Genomic DNA, 17,917 nt, shown 5'->3' on the forward strand with positions numbered 1-17,917 from the left:
TTTAAACATCTTTATAGATTAAGCTTGAAGATCTAAAGTTTTTCCCCCGAGTTCGTCAATGCGATCAGTAACTTTTTTAATTGCTGCATCCATTGTATCTTGGCTGATTTGAGGAAGCTTTTCACCCCACATTTTTTCTGCTTGCTCAAATCCTTTTTTTATCCCATCAAGCCCCTCTTTAAGTTTATCAACATCGTTTCCTGCTCCGTTGATGACAAAATCAGCAATACGATTTGCCGTATTATCAACACCAAAAAACCCATCTTCGCTTATAAGCTGCTTTAATTCATCGGTGTTCATTGAAAGTGGATTTTTACCACTATAACCTAAAGATGCAAAATCAATATTAGAAAGAATAGATTTTGCGGTGTCTAAATTTCCTCCATTTAATAGGCCTTCAATTCCAGCTTGAGTACCGCTTGTACCAAAAACTTCATTCATGGTTTGTTGTTGAAACTGAACCATATAAATTTGGGTAATACCTTTTCCTCCAAGTGAGCTTAGTTTTTCAAGAGTATCTTTATTGATATCTTTACTTGAGCTAGCACTTTGAAGATTTGCATCTTTGGTATTTTTTTTAGTATCTTCATCTGCCTTTTTATTGCTAACTTGGGTTTGAGTCATGCTAGCGATATTTGAGTAAGTATTCACTTGCATTTTTGCTCCTTAATAGTGAGGTTATATTTTATATCGACTTTTTTAATAAAATTTTTATATTATTTAAAAACTATTTTAAATAATAAGATATTTGTTCTTTTTCAAGTATTCTAATAAGATTACTTGTGCCTTCTACTCCTGTTGGAAAACCTGCTGTTAATATATAACATTGATCTTCATTAATAAAATCTTTTTCTACACCTAGTTTAACTGTGTTTTTTATTAATTCGGTTAAATGATCACTTTTATTAACCAAAATAGCTGGATTAACTCCCCATACTATACTTAATAAGTTAAGAGTTTTTTCCGAATGAGCTACAGCTATAATATCCATGCTAGGTCTATATCTAGAAATTTTCATTGCTGATTTTCCGCTACTTGTAAGAGAAAAAATTGCATCAGCGTTTAAATCTTTGGATAAATTTGCACTTGAACGCATTATTTTATCTGTATTGTCTAAATTTTCAAAATCATTAAATTTATTATAAGGATAATTTTTTTCTGTTTCTATGATGGTTTGGCACATGATATCAACAGCATTAGCAGGATCTATGCCTACAGCACTTTCTTCGCTAAGCATTACAGCATCACTGCCATCTAATACTGCATTTGCCACATCCGAAATTTCAGCTCTTGTAGCGGTTTTGCTTTTTGCTAAAGAAAAAAGCATTTGAGTGGCTGTAATAACTGGTTTTGAAGCATTATTAGCTTTATGAATAATCTCTTTTTGAATATTTGGAACTTTATAATAAGGTACTTCAATACCCAAATCACCGCGTGCCACCATAATACCATCACTAGAATCAATGATTTCATCTATATTTTCAACCGCATCAAATTTTTCAATTTTGGCAAAAATAGCTATTTTCGCATTATGTTTTGTTAAAATTTCCCGCACTTCATTAATATCATGAGCATTTTGAACGAAAGAAATAGCAAGAAAATCAACTCCATTTTCTATCCCCCAAATCAAATCATTTTTATCTTTTTGAGTGATTACATCAATATTAATTTTTGTATTTGGAAAATTGATACCTTTATTTGAATTTAAAAAACCATCATTTTCAATAAGAGTTTGAATTTTCTCAGAATCAATACTAATTACTTTAGCACGAATAGAGCCATCATACAAATAAATATAATCGTCAATTTTTAGCATATTTAAAATTTCTCTTTGATTGATGCTAAGTTTGTAATGATTATCTTTAATTTTATCTCCTAAAATTGTTTCATAATAAAAATCAAGCCTATCTCCTTTTTTTAATTCAAAAGGAGTTTTCAATTCTCCTGTTCTAATTTTTGGACCACTTATATCTTGTAAAATTCCTATTCTAGTATTGAGTTCTTTGGCAACTTTACGTATAGTTTTAAGATTATTTTTATGATACTCATGAGTTCCATGAGAAAAATTTAATCGGAAGACATTAACACCATTGATAATCATTTGACGTAAAACATCTTCGCTTTCACTTGCTGGTCCAACAGTTGCTACGATTTTTGTTTTTTTAAGCATGAATAATCCTTATTTTATAATAATTCTGAATTAAATTTATCTTCATTAAATTTAGCTCCTAAATATTGACACATTAATTTCGCATCTCTTTGCGCATTCCCTAAACAGCTTGTTGCACCTGGACTTGGAGTCATATTAAAAATGATTCCAGGAATTTCAGCAATACTTGCTTCTCCTAACATCAATTCTCCTCTTTTTTTATCAATAACTTGAGGACGAACTCCACCAAACCCTTTTGCATAATATATATCATTAGCTTTTAAACTTGGAACTATTTTTCTAGCGTCTTTTACAAAGATATTTTTATTAATAAAAGGTAATTCAAAAAGATAGTTATAGAGTATATAATTTCTAATAGTTGGATCTTTAAACATATTAAAAGTAACCCTAAGAACAGTTTTATCAAATTTTAAAGCCTCGAAAAATTCGGGTACAGATTTTAACCCATGATAGCGTTCTAATTTTGGAATAACGAGTGCAGTTGGTCCAAAACGTGTATTCATGTTAGCAAGTAAATCAGGATCTCCATGCAATGCTGCAAAAGGTAATTTTGGGTTTTGAACCATATAAACTTTACCATTGAGTAATTTTTGTTTTGTAAGATAAAAGCTACCTGCAACAGGCCAACAAGACTTATCTAAGCCTAAATTCATTTTATGTGCTAAATATAAAGAATGTGCGCCAGCATTTACAACAACAGCTTTGGCATAATATTCTTTATAGGTATTTGTTCGTAGGAGAAAATAGCCATCTTTTTTTTCTATATGGATGATTTCTTCATTAAAAGCTACAAAAGTATTTTTGTTTTGCAATTGTCCTTGTTCTATAAGACTAATACTCATCTTTTCAAAATCAACAGTTGTAAAAATTTCTCCAGCTTCTACGCCCATAGCGCAAATATTTTCAGGTCTATCATGTATCCCATCTTTTCCAAGAGCTACCTTAGGTTCAATGGATTTGATTTTCTCTTTATTAAAAAATTGTATATAAGGGTAGAGTTCTTTAAATTCTTCGTAGCGTTTTTCCATATAATCACATTCTATATCATCAACAGCTAAGGCCATTTTTTGATGAGAAAACATAAAACGATTTTGAGCATTTTGCAAAATACCGTATTTTACTATCATATCTGCTGTCGTTTTAACTTTTTTAGCTTTTTCTAAAGTATAATTTGTTTCAATATCACCACAATGTATGGTTTGAGAATTACTTGTTCCTTTTGAATTTAAAGTCGAAGGAGAATGATATTTTTCTATTAAAGCGATATTTTTGATATCTGTATATCGTGCGATTTCATAAAATAATGCAGATCCAGAAATTCCAGCTCCTATGATTAATATGTCAAATTCTTTTTTAGGCATTATTTTTTCCTTTTTTTATAAATCATAGAATTTATTTATAGAAGTTTAATTGAATTTGTTTTACAAATGGTTAAAATGTGTCAAAATAATATTTTTAATGAGAATTTTTGTAACATTCTATATTAACAAATTGGGATTTTCTTGTATTATTTTTTTCATACCTCTAAAAACTAGAAGCTTATCATAAATAGCATTATCAAAATAATTTGCTAAAAATTGTCCATCACCACCAGTAAAATAAAGTTTTTTATTTTGCGCTGTATCTTTAATAAGTAAATAAATACTTTTAAAAACTCCATAACTTAAAGCATCTTTTGTTTTTTGTGGAAACGCATCGAAACTTACTTGAGTGTTAAATTCATATTTTAATCTAGGTGAAATATGGGCATATATTTTTCTAAAATTTGTGATTCCTGGTAAGATAAATCCCCCAAGATGTATAGAATTGGCAATAATATCAATTGTAATGGCACTTCCAGCATCTACAATAACTCCATCATCTATCGTATAGCATGCAGCAATACGATCAATCCCTAATCCTTGATAAATAGTATCAAAAACAAAAAATGGCTCCAAATCGATAAAATTTTTTCGCGCTTTTAAATGATTTTTTAAATTTTCATTAACATTTATATAAAAAATTTTTTGTTCACTTTTATATTCTAAAAATTGTTCAATGCTAAGTGTAAAATATTTATGATCTTCTAAAAAATTAGCATTAGAATTACCAATATCACAAAATAGCATAAATATTAAATCCTTTTTCGCTAAGATATTGATTTGCTTTAGAGCAAAGAGCACTTTTAATAAAAAATAACTTTTTGTTTTGATTAAAATTGTTTGCTAAATTTTCTAAAAATAAAGCATTTTTTAAAATAAAACGAGATTTTCCAGTATAAATAAAAAGCACAATTTCTTTATTTAAAGCACATAAATAAGTTTTTTTTGTAGTTAAATTTTTTAGATCAAAAGTTTTAAGATCTAAATTCAAAATATCTAATGCTTCTTTTAAAATACTCATTGTAAATCTAAAATTTTATCTCCATAATAAAATTTACCATTACCCATAAAAGAGATTTTTTCAACAGGATCTGAGAATTTGAATATTTTTATATTTTCAAGATTTAAATCCGATTTTATTAAATATCCTGTTTTTTCAAAAGCATATAAATGATCATGATATAAATTCACTTTTGTAAAGATGGCAAAATCGAATTTTTTTTGCTTCAGTATTTTTAAATTATAATCAGTTTTAACAATATTTCCATTTTTTTCAAATATAAAAATTGCATGATCACTTACTACAATATCTTTAATATCAAAATCTTGATAAATAGTTCTTTTAGGATCAATTATCATTACTCTTTTTGCTGTAGCTGCTACAATTTGATTATTTTGAATACTTAGATGAATAATATTGTTAAAAAAGTTTTCTGCAGAAACAACAATGTCTTTGACAATATTTAAGGTGTCTTTTGATAAAACTATGATTTTTCCATCTAAGGTAGGATAAATGATAACATTGTCTAAGAATATCGGATTTGCAACACGATTATCTTGGGCTGGTGCTGAAGTAAGAGTTTGGATAAATTTAATACCTAAAGAACGATTTGCTAAAACAATACTGTTATTGGCTAAAATAAGCGCTAAATCATCTCCATTTAACGCAATTCCTACAACAGTAGCGTCAAATTTATAAGAATAAGTTTCTTTATGAGCTTCATTGTAAATTTTTAAATTTCCATTATTATCAGCCTCAATAAATTCTCCATCTTGATAAGCTAAGAGAATGTAATTTTTATCAAGTTTAAAATTATCAATTGTTTGAGTATTTTTTAAAATAATTTGATTATTGCTAAGTTTAGCAGAAAATAAATTCCAATCAATAATACTCCCTTTTAAATTACCATTATGATTTAATTTTCCATTTGTATAAGCTGGTTCAAAGTATTGCCTTTTTGTGCCGCAAGCGCAAATGAAAATTAAGGTAAATAAAATTATAAAAAAATGTTTCATTGTGAAATACCTTGATAATGTTTCAGATTTTTGGCAATTTGTTTAAGACTTGAGTTTTCATTAATTTGAGAAAGTAATACATCTGCTTGTCCAATTTTATTTTCTTCTAAAAGTTTGCAAGCTTCTAAAAGTTTATCATAATCTTTTAAAAATATCGATTTTTCTCCTAAAAATGCAAAAATGATATTTTGCAATAAAGGATTTAACTCAGAATTAGAGCTTATAGTTTTGAGTTGATTTTTTAAATTTGTATTATTGTTATCTTTTTGGATTTCATTAATAAGAAATACAGTATAAAGATTTACATTTTTTTGTTTTAATTGATTTAAAAGACTTTCATCATTTGGATATTTTAATAATTGAGTGTAAATTCTATTGCTTTCTTTTTTGTTATATTCTTCAACTTCAGAAATTCCAAAATTAATTGCAAACCAGACAATAGCAATAATTGCAATTAGAAATATGTATATTTTGTATTTTTTTATTAATCTTTCACTTCTTATAAAATTTTCTATCATTTTTTCTTCAGTATTAAGATCTGTTTTAATAGATTTTAAATTATCTTTTAAGCTCAAATTTAATCCTTAAATTTTTATTTTATATTTTTTAAGTTCAGTATTATTGTAACATAAATTTATAAATTCTAAGATATTGTAAAATAATTAAAGCTTTTTTATGTTATAATTTTTATTATTGTTTAAAATTGAATCAAGGTTATAAAATGCAAATAAATGAAGAATTGCTTACTAAACTTGAAAAATTAAGTGCTTTAAAAATTGCAGAAGATAAAAGGGATAAGTTAGTACAAGAGCTTGAAGAAATTGTTAATTTTGTTGAAAAGCTCAATGAGTTGGATTTGAGTTCTTCTGAAGTGACAGTAAGTACCATTAAAGGTGGCACTCCTTTAAGATTGGATCAAATAGAAAATAATGATATAATTAAAGATGTTTTAAATCATTCTCCAAAAAAAGATGAGAATTTTTTTGTTGTACCTAAGATTATAGAATGATTAACTTATTATTTAATACTTACTTGTAGAATAATTTAAAGAATTAAATGAAAGTGAATGAGATATGAATTTTTATTGGTTTGATGCTTTTATTTTAGGTTTTACTTTACTGTTAGGTCTTAAGGGTATTATTAATGGTTTGATTAAAGAAGTATTTGGAATATTAGGAATTATTGGTGGTGTATTTGTTGCTTCAAAATATTCTTCATCAGCTTCTATTTTTATAGAAAATACTTTTTATAAAATTGAAAATCAAAGTTTAGCCAATTTTGCAGGCTTTTTAGCGATTTTAATTATTTTTTGGATTGTTTGTCTTTTGCTTGGAAATTTTCTTTCAAAATTAGTTAAGCTTAGCGGATTAGGTTTTTTAGATCGCATAGGTGGATTTGTTTTTGGTTGTGCAAAAATATTTTTTATTTTTTCTATTTTTATTTTTTGTATAGCAAGAATAGATTTTTTAAATGTTAAATTAAATTCTTTTGCTAAGGATAGTTACACTTTAGAATTACTTAAAGATACAGGTTCTTTTATTATGAATCAGCCTTTAGCTGAAGATAGTCTTAATAAAATCAAAAATACAACTAATAATCTCAACAGCTTTCAAGAGGAACAATAAATGTTGATTGAAAATGTAGAATACGATGTATTATTAGAAAGATTTAAAAAAATTTTAAGACAAGGTGGTCTTAAATACACAAAACAAAGAGAGATATTATTAAAAACATTATATCATAGTGATACACATCATACTCCAGAGAGTTTATATATGGAAATAAAACAAGTTGAACCAAATTTAAATGTTGGTATTGCTACTGTTTATAGAACTTTAAATTTACTTGAAGAAGCCGAAATGGTTACTTCCATCTCTTTTGGCTCGGCAGGAAAAAAATATGAATTAGCCAATAAACCACACCATGATCACATGATTTGTAAAAATTGTGGTAAAATTATTGAATTTGAAAATTCTATTATTGAAAGACAACAAGCTTTAATTGCTAAAGAATATAATTTTAAATTAACAGGACATTTAATGCAGCTTTATGGAATTTGCGATGATTGTAATCAAAAAATTAAGGTAAAAATCTAATGTTTGATAATATTTTAGAACAGCAAAGAATAGAAAAATCGAATGAATTTAAAAAGGCTGGTATAAATCCTTATCCGCATTTTCTAAAAAAGGAAATGTCTTTATTAGATTTTAAAACTAAATTTTCTTACGTACTTCAAAGCGAAACTAAACGAGATGAAAATAGTTTTGGTATTGTTGCAGGACGTTTGAAACTTTTAAGAATAGCTGGAAAGTCTATTTTTGCAAACATAGAAGATGAAAATGCTAATTTGCAAATTTATTTTAGCAAAGATAGTATCGGTGAAGAGCAATTTAATTTACTTAAAAAAAATCTTGAGGTAGGAGATATTGTTTTAACAAAAGGTTTCCCTTTTGTAACCAAAACAGGTGAATTCAGTCTTCATGCATGCGAAGTAAATCTTGCTGCTAAATCTATTGTTCCATTGCCTGAAAAATATCATGGGCTTACAGATATAGAACAACGATATCGTAAGCGTTATGTTGATTTAATTATGAATTCAGATGTAAGAAAAGATTTTTTAATTCGTTCTAAAGTGGTAAGTTTAATCCGTCATTTTTTTGAAAATAAAGGTTTTTTAGAGGTGGAAACTCCTATGATGCATCCAATTGCAGGAGGTGCAAATGCTAAACCTTTTATTACATTTCATAACTCATTAGGCGTTGAAAGATTTTTAAGAATTGCGCCAGAACTTTATTTAAAAAGACTTATAGTAGGAGGTTTTGAGGCAGTTTTTGAAATCAATCGTTGTTTTAGAAATGAAGGTATGGATTTAACACATAATCCAGAATTTACAACGATAGAATTTTATTGGGCTTATCATAATTATAAGGATTTGATGGATCTTACAGAGGAGCTTTTTTCTTTACTTTTAGATCAATTAAATTTAGAAAAAATTATAGAATTTGATGGCTATAAAATTGACTTTTCAAAACCTTTTGAAAGAATTTCATACAAAGAAGCCCTTAAAAAATATGGTGGTTTAAATGATGAAATTATAGAAAATAAAGATAAAATTTTAATTCAATTAAAATCTGATGGTTTTGAAGCTAATGAAAAATTAGATTTAGGGCATTTGCAAGCAGAATTATTTGATAATTATGTAGAAAGCAAATTGATTAATCCTACTTTTATTACAGATTTTCCAATTTCTATTAGCCCGCTTTCTCGTCGCAGCGATAAAGATCCTAATATAGCTGAAAGATTTGAGTTATTTGTTTGTGGAAGAGAGTTGGCTAATGGTTTTAATGAGTTAAATGATCCTTTAGATCAATATGAAAGATTTTTAAAACAAATAGAGGCAAAAAATGCGGGCAATGAAGAAGCCTGTGAGATGGATGAGGATTTTGTTAATGCTTTAGGTTATGGTATGCCGCCTACAGCAGGACAAGGAATAGGTATTGATAGATTGGTTATGCTATTAACCAATAAAAAATCTATCCGAGATGTTATTTTATTTCCAGCTATGAGACCATTAAAATCAGAATTAAAGGAGGGTAAAGAATGAGTTTAGAGTGTTTTGATCAAGAAATTTTTGATTTGGTAAATCAAGAATTAAAGCGTCAATGCGAAGGTCTTGAGATGATAGCAAGTGAAAATTTCACTTTACCTGAGGTTATGGAGGTTATGGGAAGTATATTAACAAATAAATATGCTGAAGGATATCCAAATAAAAGATATTATGGTGGTTGTGAAGTTGTTGATGAAATAGAAAATTTAGCAATTGAGAGATGTAAAAAACTTTTTAAATGTAATTTTGCTAATGTCCAGCCTAATTCAGGTTCTCAAGCCAATCAAGGCGTTTATGCAGCTCTTTTAAATCCAGGCGATAAAATTTTAGGAATGGACTTAAGTCATGGTGGTCATTTAACTCATGGTGCAAAAGTAAGTTCTTCTGGAAAATTTTATGAAAGTTTCTTTTATGGCGTAGAACTTGATGGAAGAATTAATTATGAAAAAGTAAGAGAGATAGCTCATATAGTTAAGCCAAAATTGATCGTATGTGGTGCAAGTGCTTATGCTAGATTTATTGATTTTGCTAAATTTAGAGAAATTGCAGATGAGGTTGGAGCCTATCTTTTTGCAGATATAGCACATATTGCAGGACTTGTTGTTGCTGGAGAGCATCCAGATCCTTTTCCTCATGCTCATGTTGTAAGTTCTACGACTCATAAAACTTTAAGAGGTCCAAGGGGCGGTATTATTATGAGCAATGATGAAGAGATTGCTAAAAAAATTAACTCTGCAATATTTCCAGGAATTCAAGGTGGTCCTTTAATGCATGTGATTGCTGCTAAAGCTGTTGGTTTTAAATTTAACCTAAGCCAAGAGTGGAAAATTTATGCAAAACAAGTAAGAAGTAATGCTCAAGTTTTGGCTAAAATATTGATGGATAGAAAATATAAGCTTGTAAGTGATGGTACAGATAATCATCTTGTTTTAATGAGCTTTTTAGATCGTGAATTTAGTGGAAAGGATGCTGATATAGCTTTAGGAAATTCAGGCATAACAGCAAATAAAAATACAGTTCCAGGCGAGATTAGAAGTCCATTTATAACCAGTGGATTAAGGTTGGGAACTCCAGCACTTACTGCTAGAGGTTTTAAGGAAAAAGAGATGGAAATTGTTGCAAATTATATAGCAGATATTTTAGATGATATTAATAATACCAATCTACAAAAAGATATTAAATTAAAACTTGAAGAACTTGCGAAAAATTTTATAATTTATACAAAGGCTATGTTTTGATTTCACCTATGGATATGTCATTAATTAAGATAATTGGTAGTCATTATTATGTCATGAGAAATAGAATTGTCAATAAAATTACCCATCGTGGACGTTTATTTTTTGATAAATTTGAAAAGATTGATTCTCCTTTAAATTTAAGTATTATGAGGGAGCATGCGGCTAAAAAAATTATTGTTGCTCATGATTTGATTACTAAAGACAATAAAGTTGAAAATATTGTTTTTGACTATAATGGTTTTAATGCTGAAAGATTTTATCATCGAGCTCAATTGATTTTGCGTGAAGAAGGTTTTATAAATTTTACAGCTTATAAAACAAAAACTCCAGGGCATTTACATTTGTATATTCATAAAGGTCATACTTCATTAAACGAAGGTTATTCTTTAGCATCTAAACTTTCAATGATGTTTGCAAGTAAAATGCCTGTAGAGTGGAAAGTTTTCCCAAGTATGGATGTTCCAAGGGAATTTAATATTTTAGTTTTACCTTATGAGGTTTATCAAAAAGAACGTGGTAGTTCTTGGTCTAAACATATGTAAGAAAGGAAAAATATGGAAAATAATAAAAATGATTTTGATGATATTATTTTAGAAAAAAGCAACAAGAGTGAAAAGATAAAAAAAATTCTTTTAAGAGTAATTGCTTTAATTATTTTATTTTTAATCATTATGATTGTTATGAAATTAATCAATAGTGGAAGTGATAATAAAAATCCAACAGTTTTACCTAATGAGCCTACAAGTGCCACTCAACAAGATAATAATACAGATAGTTCTTTTGAAAATATGCCTATTGCTACAGATAATTCTGCAGAAGATCAATTTGAAGCTCTAAGAAAACAAATTCAAGGCGATCAAAATCTTGATAATGCAAATTTTGCATCATCTAATCAAGACTCTATCCAAGATTTAAATTCTAACAATTTAGACGAGAAAAAACAAACTGTTGCAAATACTACAGTTAAAACCGAAGAAAAACCAAAAGAACAAGTAAAAGAGCAGGTTAAAGAACAACCTAAAAAAACTGCAACAAAAGATAATACAGTTAAAAAACAAGAACATACTGTAAAACAAAATCACCAACAAAGCACTAATGATTTATTTAAAAATGTAGATGCAAAACCTGTTAATCCGGATGGTTTGCCTTCTGGAATTTATGTGCAAATTTTCTCTGTGAACAATTTAGATCAAAAATCTAAAGAACTAGCAGCTGTTAGAAAAAAAGGTTATGAATATAAACTTTATAAAACAACAGTTGCAGGTAAAGAAATAACTAAAGTTTTAATTGGACCATTTAGTAAGTCAAATATTTCACAAGAGCTTGCTAAAATTAGAAAAGAAGTAGCTAAAGACGCATTTTCTTTTACCTTAAAATGAAATTCTTAGCCGTCATAGGCAATCCTATTATGCATTCTAAATCACCTAGAATGCATAATAATGCAATTAAATTTCTTGGATTAAAAGGAATTTATACTCGTTATTGTTTAAATAATGATTTATTTTTAAAAGAAGAATTATTAAAAATAGGTTTTGATGCTGTAAATATTACGGTTCCTTTTAAGGAAAAAGCTTGTAAAATTGCTGATTTTAAAGATGAAATTTCAACTCGCGTAGGTTCTGCTAATACTCTTTGTTTTAAAAATAATAAAATTTATGCTTACAATACAGATGGAATAGGTTTTTTACAATCTATTGAAGAATTTAAAGATATTAAAAAAGCTTTAATTTTAGGAGCAGGAGGAACAGCTCTTGCAATAGCTTATGTTTTAAAACAAAGAGGTGTAGATGTTTATATTGCTAATCGTAGTAGCAAAAGACTTCAATATTTTAATGCTTATAAGAATAGTCTTTATAAAGATTTACAAGATTTTAATTTTGATTTGATAATTAATTCCACCTCAGCAGGTTTGATGGATGAATATTTACCTTGTTCTAAAGAAATTTTACATCAACTTTTATCTAATGCTAAATTTGCCTTTGAAGTTATTTACAACAAAGAAACTCCTTTTTATAAACTTTGCAAAAAATATGATTTAAGAGTAAAAAATGGATTTGAAATGCTTTTATGGCAAGGAGTATTTGCTTTTGAATTATTTTTTGATCTTAAAAATCAAAGAGAAGAAATTAAAACAGCAATGTTGCAAGCTTTAAATTTAGATTAATTTTTTGAAAAATCCTATAAGAATTTTTCAAAAAATTTTTATTCAAAAATTATAACCCCATCTTGATTTTTATCAACGTTATTTTCTTTTTTTGCATTAGAATTATCGTTTGGAGTATTTTTAAAAGATTTCGATGGCTGAAAAGAATTTTCCTCAAAAGAAGAATTATTTTCAAAGCTATTAAATTTTTCAGGATTATTTGAAGGTTGTGCTGTATCTATAGCTTTTGGAAGATTATTATAGACTGTATTTAGAGTATTTTTATAAAAAGCAATAAAACTTCTATCAATTTCAAATGCTGGACGCTCTAAACCTTTGTTAAGTTGGGTTGGAACTGTAGATATGGTAGTTTTAAACATGTTGATTCCATCATCATTTTTTATAGGATAGGTAAGAGCGATTAAAGAATTTAATTTAGTATTGCTTGTTAAATCGGTTGAATTTTGGGAATTGTGAGCATCAATAAAGCTTATTTTTCCTTGAAATTGAATTCCTAGATTAGATTTAACATAATCTCCACTTACAAAGCTATCTGATTTTTGTGGATTTTGTTCTTCTATATAAATACTTATTAAACTTTTAAGGGTATAGTCTGGATTTGAATTAACTATTTTATAACCTTTAAGTTTCGCTATAGTAGCCATTTGTTCTTCTAAATTTTCTTTTAAAAGTTCAATTTCTTTTTCTATGCGGATCTTAAGCACAGAATTCTCAAAATAATCAGAATAATTATTATTTTGTTCTATATTAATAGGCTCAAGAGCGATGGTAATGCCAGAATCTATAGACTCTGTTTTAATAGGAGTTTGAGGTTTAAAATTGGGCATTGAAACATTTACAAAGGTGCTACTAGTATTGCTGCAAGCGCTTAAAAATAAAAAAATAAAAATAAAAAAATATTTTTTCATGATTTATCCTTGTCAATGATTAAAATTATATAATTATAGCAAGTTAAAGTTTTTTTGCTATATTCTTAGAAAACAAAAATTTAGGAAAATATATGGAATTTTGGAGACATATTTATTCAAATTTTGATGTAGTTGCATTCAGTATTTTTGGCCTTAAAGTGCATTGGTATGGAATCATGTATGTAATAGCTTTGATTTTGGCTCTAACTTTAGCTAAATTTTTTTCAAAAAAAATGAATATGGGTATTAGTAATAAATGCTTAGATAGTTATTTTGTTTGGGTAGAAATTGGAGTTATTTTAGGTGCAAGACTCGGATATATTTTAATTTATGATAATCATACAATGTATTATATTGTTCATCCTTGGCAAATTTTTAATCCTTATGTTAATAATGAATTTGTAGGAATTCGTGGCATGAGTTATCACGGAGCTATTGTTGGTTTTTTAATAGCAACTTTTTTATTTTGCAAAAAATATAAAGAAAATCCTTGGAAATTTTTAGATTTAGTAGCTTTAAGCGTGCCTTTAGCTTATGTTTTTGGACGTATTGGAAATTTTTTAAATCAAGAACTTTTTGGTCGTATAACCAATGTACCTTGGGGAATTTATGTTGATGGAATTTTAAGACATCCATCACAATTATACGAAGCTTTTTTGGAGGGTGTTGTTGTTTTTATTGCTGTTTATATAGCAAAGCTAAAACAAACTTTTTGTGGAGAGCTTATTATTGTTTATGCCTGTATGTATTCTTTAGCACGTTTTATTTGTGAATTTTTTAGAGAACCTGATTTTGGAATAGGTTTTGTACTTTGGGGAATGAGTATGGGACAAATTTTAAGTTTAATCATGCTCATTATTGCTTTGTTATTTTATGTTTGGATAAAATTTAAAAAAGTAAATATTTAATTTATATTAAAGATTATTGTAATATAATCAAAAGTTTTTATTTTTTTGTAAAGGAGTATAGATGAGTGGGCTTATCGAAGGTTATTTGGGTAAGAGCATTGAAGGCAAGAAAAGCAAAATGCCTGCAAAATTAGATTTTATCCAGAGTGCTTCAGGTCTTTTTTTAGGTCTTTTTATGTGGGCACACATGTTTTTTGTGTCTACGATTTTAGTAAGCGGGGATTTTTTTAATTCTGTTGTTCATTTTTTAGAATTAAAATTCGTTTATAATAATCCTATAATGAGTTATGTCACCTCTTTTTTAGCAACTTGTGTTTTGGTAGTATTTTTTGTCCATGCTTTATTAGCTATGAGAAAATTTCCTATTAATTATCGTCAATATCAAATTTTAAGAGTGCATACTAAAACTATGAAACATAGCGATACTTCACTTTGGTGGGTTCAAGCATTGACCGGATTTTTAATGTTTTTTTTGGGTTCTGCTCATCTTATTTTCGTTATCACAAATGCAGATAAAATTAGTGATGGTATGTCAGGAGATAGAGTAGTAAGCCATTTTATGTGGCTTTTTTATGCTGTACTTTTAGTATGTGTAGAGCTTCATGGAAGTATAGGTCTTTATAGGCTTTGTGTTAAATGGGGTTGGTTTGAGGGAAAAAATGCGAAAGAAAGCAGAAAAAAACTTAAAGTAGCTAAATGGATTATAAGTATATTTTTCTTAGCTTTAGGTATTTTAAGTCTTTTAGCTTTTGTAAAAATTGGTTTAGCAAATTTAACTGTTAAACAATTTATGATGGAGCAATTTTTTAACAACTATAATGGAGCAAATTTATGAATATACAATATAGTGATGCTTTAGTAATAGGTGGAGGTTTAGCAGGTCTTAGGGCTGCAATTGAGGTTGCAAAAAGTGGTCAAAGTGTAACACTTTTGAGTATCTGTCCAGTAAAGCGTTCTCACTCTGCGGCTGTTCAAGGAGGAATGCAAGCAAGTCTTGGAAATGGCGCCAAAGGCGAAGGAGATAACGAAGATCTTCATTTTGCAGATACAGTTAAAGGAAGTGATTGGGGTTGCGATCAAGAAGTAGCAAGAATGTTTGCACAAACTGCACCAAAAGCTGTTAGAGAGCTTGCAGCTTGGGGTGTGCCTTGGACTAGGGTAACAAAAGGGCCAAGAACTGTAGTTATTAATGCACAAAAAACAGTTATCGAAGAAAAAGAAGAGGCACATGGTCTTATTAATGCACGTGATTTTGGTGGAACTAAAAAATGGAGAACTTGCTATATAGCTGATGCTACTGGACATTGTATGCTTTATGGTGTAGCTAATGAAGCTATTAAGCATCAAGTTAAGATTATTGATAGAATGGAAGCGGTAAGAATTATTCATGATGGTAAAAAATGCTTAGGCGTAATTGCAAGAGATTTAATAAATGGACAATTAATCGCTTATATTGCACGTGGAACTATGATAGCAACTGGCGGTTATGGAAGAATTTATAAACAAACTACTAATGCAGTTATTTGCGAAGGAACTGGTGCAGCTATAGCTCTTGAAACTGGACTTTGTAGACTTTCAAATATGGAGGCTGTGCAATTTCACCCAACACCTATAGTTCCAAGTGGAATTTTGCTTACTGAAGGTTGTCGTGGAGATGGCGGAATTTTACGTGATGTAGATGGTTATCGTTTTATGCCTGATTATGAACCAGAAAAAAAAGAACTTGCAAGTCGGGATGTTGTTAGTCGTAGAATGATGGAGCATATTAGAAAAGGAAAAGGTGTTAAAAGTCCTTATGGGGATCATTTATGGCTTGATATTTCTATACTTGGTCGTGCTCATGTTGAAAAAAATCTTCGTGATGTTCAAGATATTTGTAAAACTTTTAATGGAATTGATCCAGCAGATGAAGGTCCTAAAGGCTGGGCCCCAGTTTTACCTATGCAGCATTACTCCATGGGTGGAATTAGGACTAAACCAACTGGTGAAAGTCAATGGTTAGATGGTCTTTTTGCTTGTGGTGAAGCAGCTTGTTGGGATATGCACGGATTTAATCGCTTAGGTGGAAATTCTTGTGCTGAAACTGTAGTTGCTGGAATGATTATAGGAGATTATTTTGCTCAATATTGTAAAAATAATGGAGAAGTTGTTGATACAAATATTGTAAAAGAATTCTTAAGTAAAGAATATCAATATCTTAAATCTTTAGTTGATAAAGAAGGTAAGTATAATGTTTTTGAAATCAAAAATAGAATGAAAGAAATAATGTGGGATAAGGTGGCTATTTTTAGAACTGGAGAAGGTCTTAAAGAAGCTGTAGATGAATTAGAAAAACTTTATAAAGATTCTCAAGATGTTAAAGTGCATTGTAAAGAACTTGATTGTGCTAATCCAGAACTTGAAGAAGCGTATAGGGTCCCTAGAATGTTAAAAATAGCACTTTGTGTTGCCTATGGAGCACTTTTAAGAACAGAAAGTCGTGGAGCACATTATAGAGAAGATTATCCAAAAAGAGATGATTTAAATTGGATGAAAAGAACAAATACTTATTGGGTTGAGGGTGAGACCTTGCCACGCGTAGAGTATGAAGAACTTGATATTATGAAAATGGAAATGCCACCAGCTTTTCGTGGGTATGGAGCAAAAGGCAATATCATTGAAAATCCTTTAAGTGAAAAACGTCAAGCTGAAGTGGATGCAATCCGTGAAAAAATGGAAGCAGAAGGTAAAAGCCGTTATGAAATTCAAGATGCTTTAATGCCTTATGAACTTCAAGCAAAATTTAAAAAACCAAATCAAAGAATAGGGGTGGATTATGAGTAGAAAATTAACTATAAAAGCATTTAAGTATAATCCTTTAAGTAAAATTTCAAAACCACATTTTGTGACTTATGAGCTTGAAGAAACTCCTTTTATGACTGTTTTTGTATGCTTGACTTTGATTCGCGAAAAGATGGATGCCGATCTTAGTTTTGATTTTGTTTGTCGTGCGGGAATTTGTGGATCTTGTGCCATGATGATTAATGGTGTTCCAAAACTTGCTTGTAAGACCTTAACAAAAGATTATGAAGATGGTGTTATCGAACTTATGCCTATGCCAGCATTTAGACATATTAAAGATTTAAGTGTGAATACTGGAGAATGGTTTGAAGATATGTGTAAACGTGTTGAAAGTTGGGTTCATAATGAAAAAGAAACTGATATTTCAGCATTAGAAGAGCGTATAGAGCCTGAAGTTGCAGATGAAACTTTTGAACTTGATCGTTGTATAGAATGCGGAATTTGTGTTGCTTCATGTGCAACTAAGCTTATGAGACCCAATTTTATAGGTGCTACAGGACTTTTAAGAACAGCAAGATATTTACAAGATCCACATGATCATAGAAGTATAGAAGATTTTTATGAATTAGTGGGTGATGATGATGGCGTTTTTGGATGTATGTCTTTACTCGCTTGTGAAGATAATTGTCCTAAAAATTTACCTTTACAAAGCAAAATCGCCTACATGAGAAGACAACTTGTTGCACAAAAAAATAAATAAATTC

Annotated in this window: 19 protein-coding genes and 1 pseudogene; 12 read left to right on the forward strand and 8 right to left on the reverse strand. The window is 28.8% G+C overall.

Annotation, left to right across the window (positions count from 1 at the left end; translation table 11 throughout):
• Window positions 1-18: 18 nt before the first annotated feature.
• From CMOL_RS00830 to CMOL_RS00860, 7 genes are all read right to left on the reverse strand, one after another.
• Complete coding sequence (locus CMOL_RS00830) at window positions 19-657, reverse strand: hypothetical protein (RefSeq protein ID WP_239820389.1); 639 nt, start codon at window positions 655-657, stop codon at window positions 19-21.
• A 70-nt stretch (window positions 658-727) separates the two neighbouring features.
• Window positions 728-2,170: a pyruvate kinase gene (gene pyk / locus CMOL_RS00835; RefSeq protein WP_239820390.1), complete on the reverse strand. Its 1,443-nt coding sequence runs from the start codon at window positions 2,168-2,170 to the stop codon at window positions 728-730.
• A 14-nt stretch (window positions 2,171-2,184) separates the two neighbouring features.
• Entirely contained in the window at window positions 2,185-3,531 is a 1,347-nt protein-coding gene (locus tag CMOL_RS00840) for an FAD-dependent oxidoreductase (protein ID WP_239820391.1), read from the reverse strand.
• Between the two features lie 117 nt (window positions 3,532-3,648).
• A complete protein-coding gene (locus CMOL_RS00845) occupies window positions 3,649-4,278 on the reverse strand; it encodes a type III pantothenate kinase (protein WP_200282644.1) in 630 nt (209 codons plus the stop codon).
• On the reverse strand, window positions 4,265-4,552 hold the full coding sequence (locus CMOL_RS00850; RefSeq protein ID WP_200282647.1) for a tram-like protein: 288 nt from the start codon (window positions 4,550-4,552) through the stop codon (window positions 4,265-4,267). The genes CMOL_RS00845 and CMOL_RS00850 overlap by 14 nt, the downstream gene beginning before the upstream one ends.
• The gene (locus CMOL_RS00855; protein ID WP_239820392.1) at window positions 4,549-5,547 is read right to left on the reverse strand and encodes a hypothetical protein; all 999 of its coding nucleotides are present in this window, start codon (window positions 5,545-5,547) and stop codon (window positions 4,549-4,551) included. Before CMOL_RS00855 ends, CMOL_RS00850 begins: the two co-directional genes overlap by 4 nt.
• Window positions 5,544-6,122: a hypothetical protein gene (locus CMOL_RS00860; protein WP_239820393.1), complete on the reverse strand. Its 579-nt coding sequence runs from the start codon at window positions 6,120-6,122 to the stop codon at window positions 5,544-5,546. The genes CMOL_RS00855 and CMOL_RS00860 overlap by 4 nt, the downstream gene beginning before the upstream one ends.
• Before the next feature lie 146 nt (window positions 6,123-6,268).
• Between CMOL_RS00860 and gatC the strand changes: the two genes are divergently transcribed.
• The 8 genes from gatC to CMOL_RS00900 all read left to right on the forward strand — a co-directional run bounded on the left by gatC (window position 6,269) and on the right by CMOL_RS00900 (window position 12,556).
• Complete coding sequence (gene gatC / locus CMOL_RS00865) at window positions 6,269-6,556, forward strand: Asp-tRNA(Asn)/Glu-tRNA(Gln) amidotransferase subunit GatC (protein ID WP_200282655.1); 288 nt, start codon at window positions 6,269-6,271, stop codon at window positions 6,554-6,556.
• 64 nt (window positions 6,557-6,620) lie between these two features.
• Window positions 6,621-7,172: a CvpA family protein gene (locus CMOL_RS00870; RefSeq protein WP_200282658.1), complete on the forward strand. Its 552-nt coding sequence runs from the start codon at window positions 6,621-6,623 to the stop codon at window positions 7,170-7,172.
• The gene (locus CMOL_RS00875) at window positions 7,173-7,643 is read left to right on the forward strand and encodes a Fur family transcriptional regulator (RefSeq protein ID WP_200282662.1); all 471 of its coding nucleotides are present in this window, start codon (window positions 7,173-7,175) and stop codon (window positions 7,641-7,643) included. It abuts the gene before it with no gap.
• Complete coding sequence (lysS, locus tag CMOL_RS00880) at window positions 7,643-9,151, forward strand: lysine--tRNA ligase (RefSeq protein WP_200282664.1); 1,509 nt, start codon at window positions 7,643-7,645, stop codon at window positions 9,149-9,151. Before CMOL_RS00875 ends, lysS begins: the two co-directional genes overlap by 1 nt.
• Window positions 9,148-10,392 carry a serine hydroxymethyltransferase gene (locus CMOL_RS00885; protein ID WP_200282667.1) on the forward strand — a complete coding sequence of 415 codons (1,245 nt, stop codon included), beginning with the start codon at window positions 9,148-9,150 and terminating at the stop codon, window positions 10,390-10,392. The genes lysS and CMOL_RS00885 overlap by 4 nt, the downstream gene beginning before the upstream one ends.
• The gene (locus tag CMOL_RS00890; RefSeq protein ID WP_200282670.1) at window positions 10,389-10,934 is read left to right on the forward strand and encodes a DUF1882 domain-containing protein; all 546 of its coding nucleotides are present in this window, start codon (window positions 10,389-10,391) and stop codon (window positions 10,932-10,934) included. The genes CMOL_RS00885 and CMOL_RS00890 overlap by 4 nt, the downstream gene beginning before the upstream one ends.
• A gap of 12 nt (window positions 10,935-10,946) precedes the next feature.
• Entirely contained in the window at window positions 10,947-11,771 is an 825-nt protein-coding gene (locus tag CMOL_RS00895) for an SPOR domain-containing protein (RefSeq protein WP_239820394.1), read from the forward strand.
• Window positions 11,768-12,556, forward strand: coding sequence for a shikimate dehydrogenase (locus tag CMOL_RS00900; RefSeq protein WP_200282676.1), 789 nt, complete (start codon window positions 11,768-11,770; stop codon window positions 12,554-12,556). Before CMOL_RS00895 ends, CMOL_RS00900 begins: the two co-directional genes overlap by 4 nt.
• A 38-nt stretch (window positions 12,557-12,594) precedes the next feature.
• On the opposite strand, the gene CMOL_RS00905 is transcribed toward CMOL_RS00900, so the two are convergent.
• Window positions 12,595-13,464: a hypothetical protein gene (locus CMOL_RS00905; protein WP_200282680.1), complete on the reverse strand. Its 870-nt coding sequence runs from the start codon at window positions 13,462-13,464 to the stop codon at window positions 12,595-12,597.
• A gap of 92 nt (window positions 13,465-13,556) precedes the next feature.
• Between CMOL_RS00905 and lgt the strand changes: the two genes are divergently transcribed.
• The 4 genes and pseudogenes from lgt (at window position 13,557) to CMOL_RS00925 (ending at window position 17,913) form a co-directional block, all read left to right on the forward strand.
• Window positions 13,557-14,372, forward strand: a complete 816-nt coding sequence (gene lgt, locus CMOL_RS00910) for a prolipoprotein diacylglyceryl transferase (protein WP_239820395.1) — start codon at window positions 13,557-13,559, stop codon at window positions 14,370-14,372.
• A gap of 61 nt (window positions 14,373-14,433) precedes the next feature.
• A pseudogene (locus CMOL_RS00915) lies at window positions 14,434-15,220 on the forward strand (fumarate reductase cytochrome b subunit).
• Window positions 15,204-17,195, forward strand: a complete 1,992-nt coding sequence (locus CMOL_RS00920) for a fumarate reductase flavoprotein subunit (protein ID WP_239820396.1) — start codon at window positions 15,204-15,206, stop codon at window positions 17,193-17,195. The pseudogene CMOL_RS00915 and the gene CMOL_RS00920 overlap by 17 nt, the downstream one beginning before the upstream one ends.
• Window positions 17,188-17,913, forward strand: coding sequence for a fumarate reductase iron-sulfur subunit (locus tag CMOL_RS00925; protein WP_200282693.1), 726 nt, complete (start codon window positions 17,188-17,190; stop codon window positions 17,911-17,913). Before CMOL_RS00920 ends, CMOL_RS00925 begins: the two co-directional genes overlap by 8 nt.
• Window positions 17,914-17,917: the final 4 nt, after the last annotated feature.

This window comes from Campylobacter sp. RM10537 (assembly GCF_022369435.1).
Taxonomy (GTDB): domain Bacteria; phylum Campylobacterota; class Campylobacteria; order Campylobacterales; family Campylobacteraceae; genus Campylobacter_D; species Campylobacter_D molothri.

Coding starts and splice junctions, on each gene's coding strand:
- CMOL_RS00830 (WP_239820389.1), bottom strand. CDS start 657: ATGCAAGTGAATACTTACTCAAATATCGCTAGCATGACTCAAACCCAA.
- pyk (WP_239820390.1), bottom strand. CDS start 2,170: ATGCTTAAAAAAACAAAAATCGTAGCAACTGTTGGACCAGCAAGTGAA.
- CMOL_RS00840 (WP_239820391.1), bottom strand. CDS start 3,531: ATGCCTAAAAAAGAATTTGACATATTAATCATAGGAGCTGGAATTTCT.
- CMOL_RS00845 (WP_200282644.1), bottom strand. CDS start 4,278: ATGCTATTTTGTGATATTGGTAATTCTAATGCTAATTTTTTAGAAGAT.
- CMOL_RS00850 (WP_200282647.1), bottom strand. CDS start 4,552: ATGAGTATTTTAAAAGAAGCATTAGATATTTTGAATTTAGATCTTAAA.
- CMOL_RS00855 (WP_239820392.1), bottom strand. CDS start 5,547: ATGAAACATTTTTTTATAATTTTATTTACCTTAATTTTCATTTGCGCT.
- gatC (WP_200282655.1), top strand. CDS start 6,269: ATGCAAATAAATGAAGAATTGCTTACTAAACTTGAAAAATTAAGTGCT.
- CMOL_RS00870 (WP_200282658.1), top strand. CDS start 6,621: ATGAATTTTTATTGGTTTGATGCTTTTATTTTAGGTTTTACTTTACTG.
- CMOL_RS00875 (WP_200282662.1), top strand. CDS start 7,173: ATGTTGATTGAAAATGTAGAATACGATGTATTATTAGAAAGATTTAAA.
- lysS (WP_200282664.1), top strand. CDS start 7,643: ATGTTTGATAATATTTTAGAACAGCAAAGAATAGAAAAATCGAATGAA.
- CMOL_RS00885 (WP_200282667.1), top strand. CDS start 9,148: ATGAGTTTAGAGTGTTTTGATCAAGAAATTTTTGATTTGGTAAATCAA.
- CMOL_RS00895 (WP_239820394.1), top strand. CDS start 10,947: ATGGAAAATAATAAAAATGATTTTGATGATATTATTTTAGAAAAAAGC.
- CMOL_RS00900 (WP_200282676.1), top strand. CDS start 11,768: ATGAAATTCTTAGCCGTCATAGGCAATCCTATTATGCATTCTAAATCA.
- CMOL_RS00905 (WP_200282680.1), bottom strand. CDS start 13,464: ATGAAAAAATATTTTTTTATTTTTATTTTTTTATTTTTAAGCGCTTGC.
- lgt (WP_239820395.1), top strand. CDS start 13,557: ATGGAATTTTGGAGACATATTTATTCAAATTTTGATGTAGTTGCATTC.
- CMOL_RS00920 (WP_239820396.1), top strand. CDS start 15,204: ATGAATATACAATATAGTGATGCTTTAGTAATAGGTGGAGGTTTAGCA.
- CMOL_RS00925 (WP_200282693.1), top strand. CDS start 17,188: ATGAGTAGAAAATTAACTATAAAAGCATTTAAGTATAATCCTTTAAGT.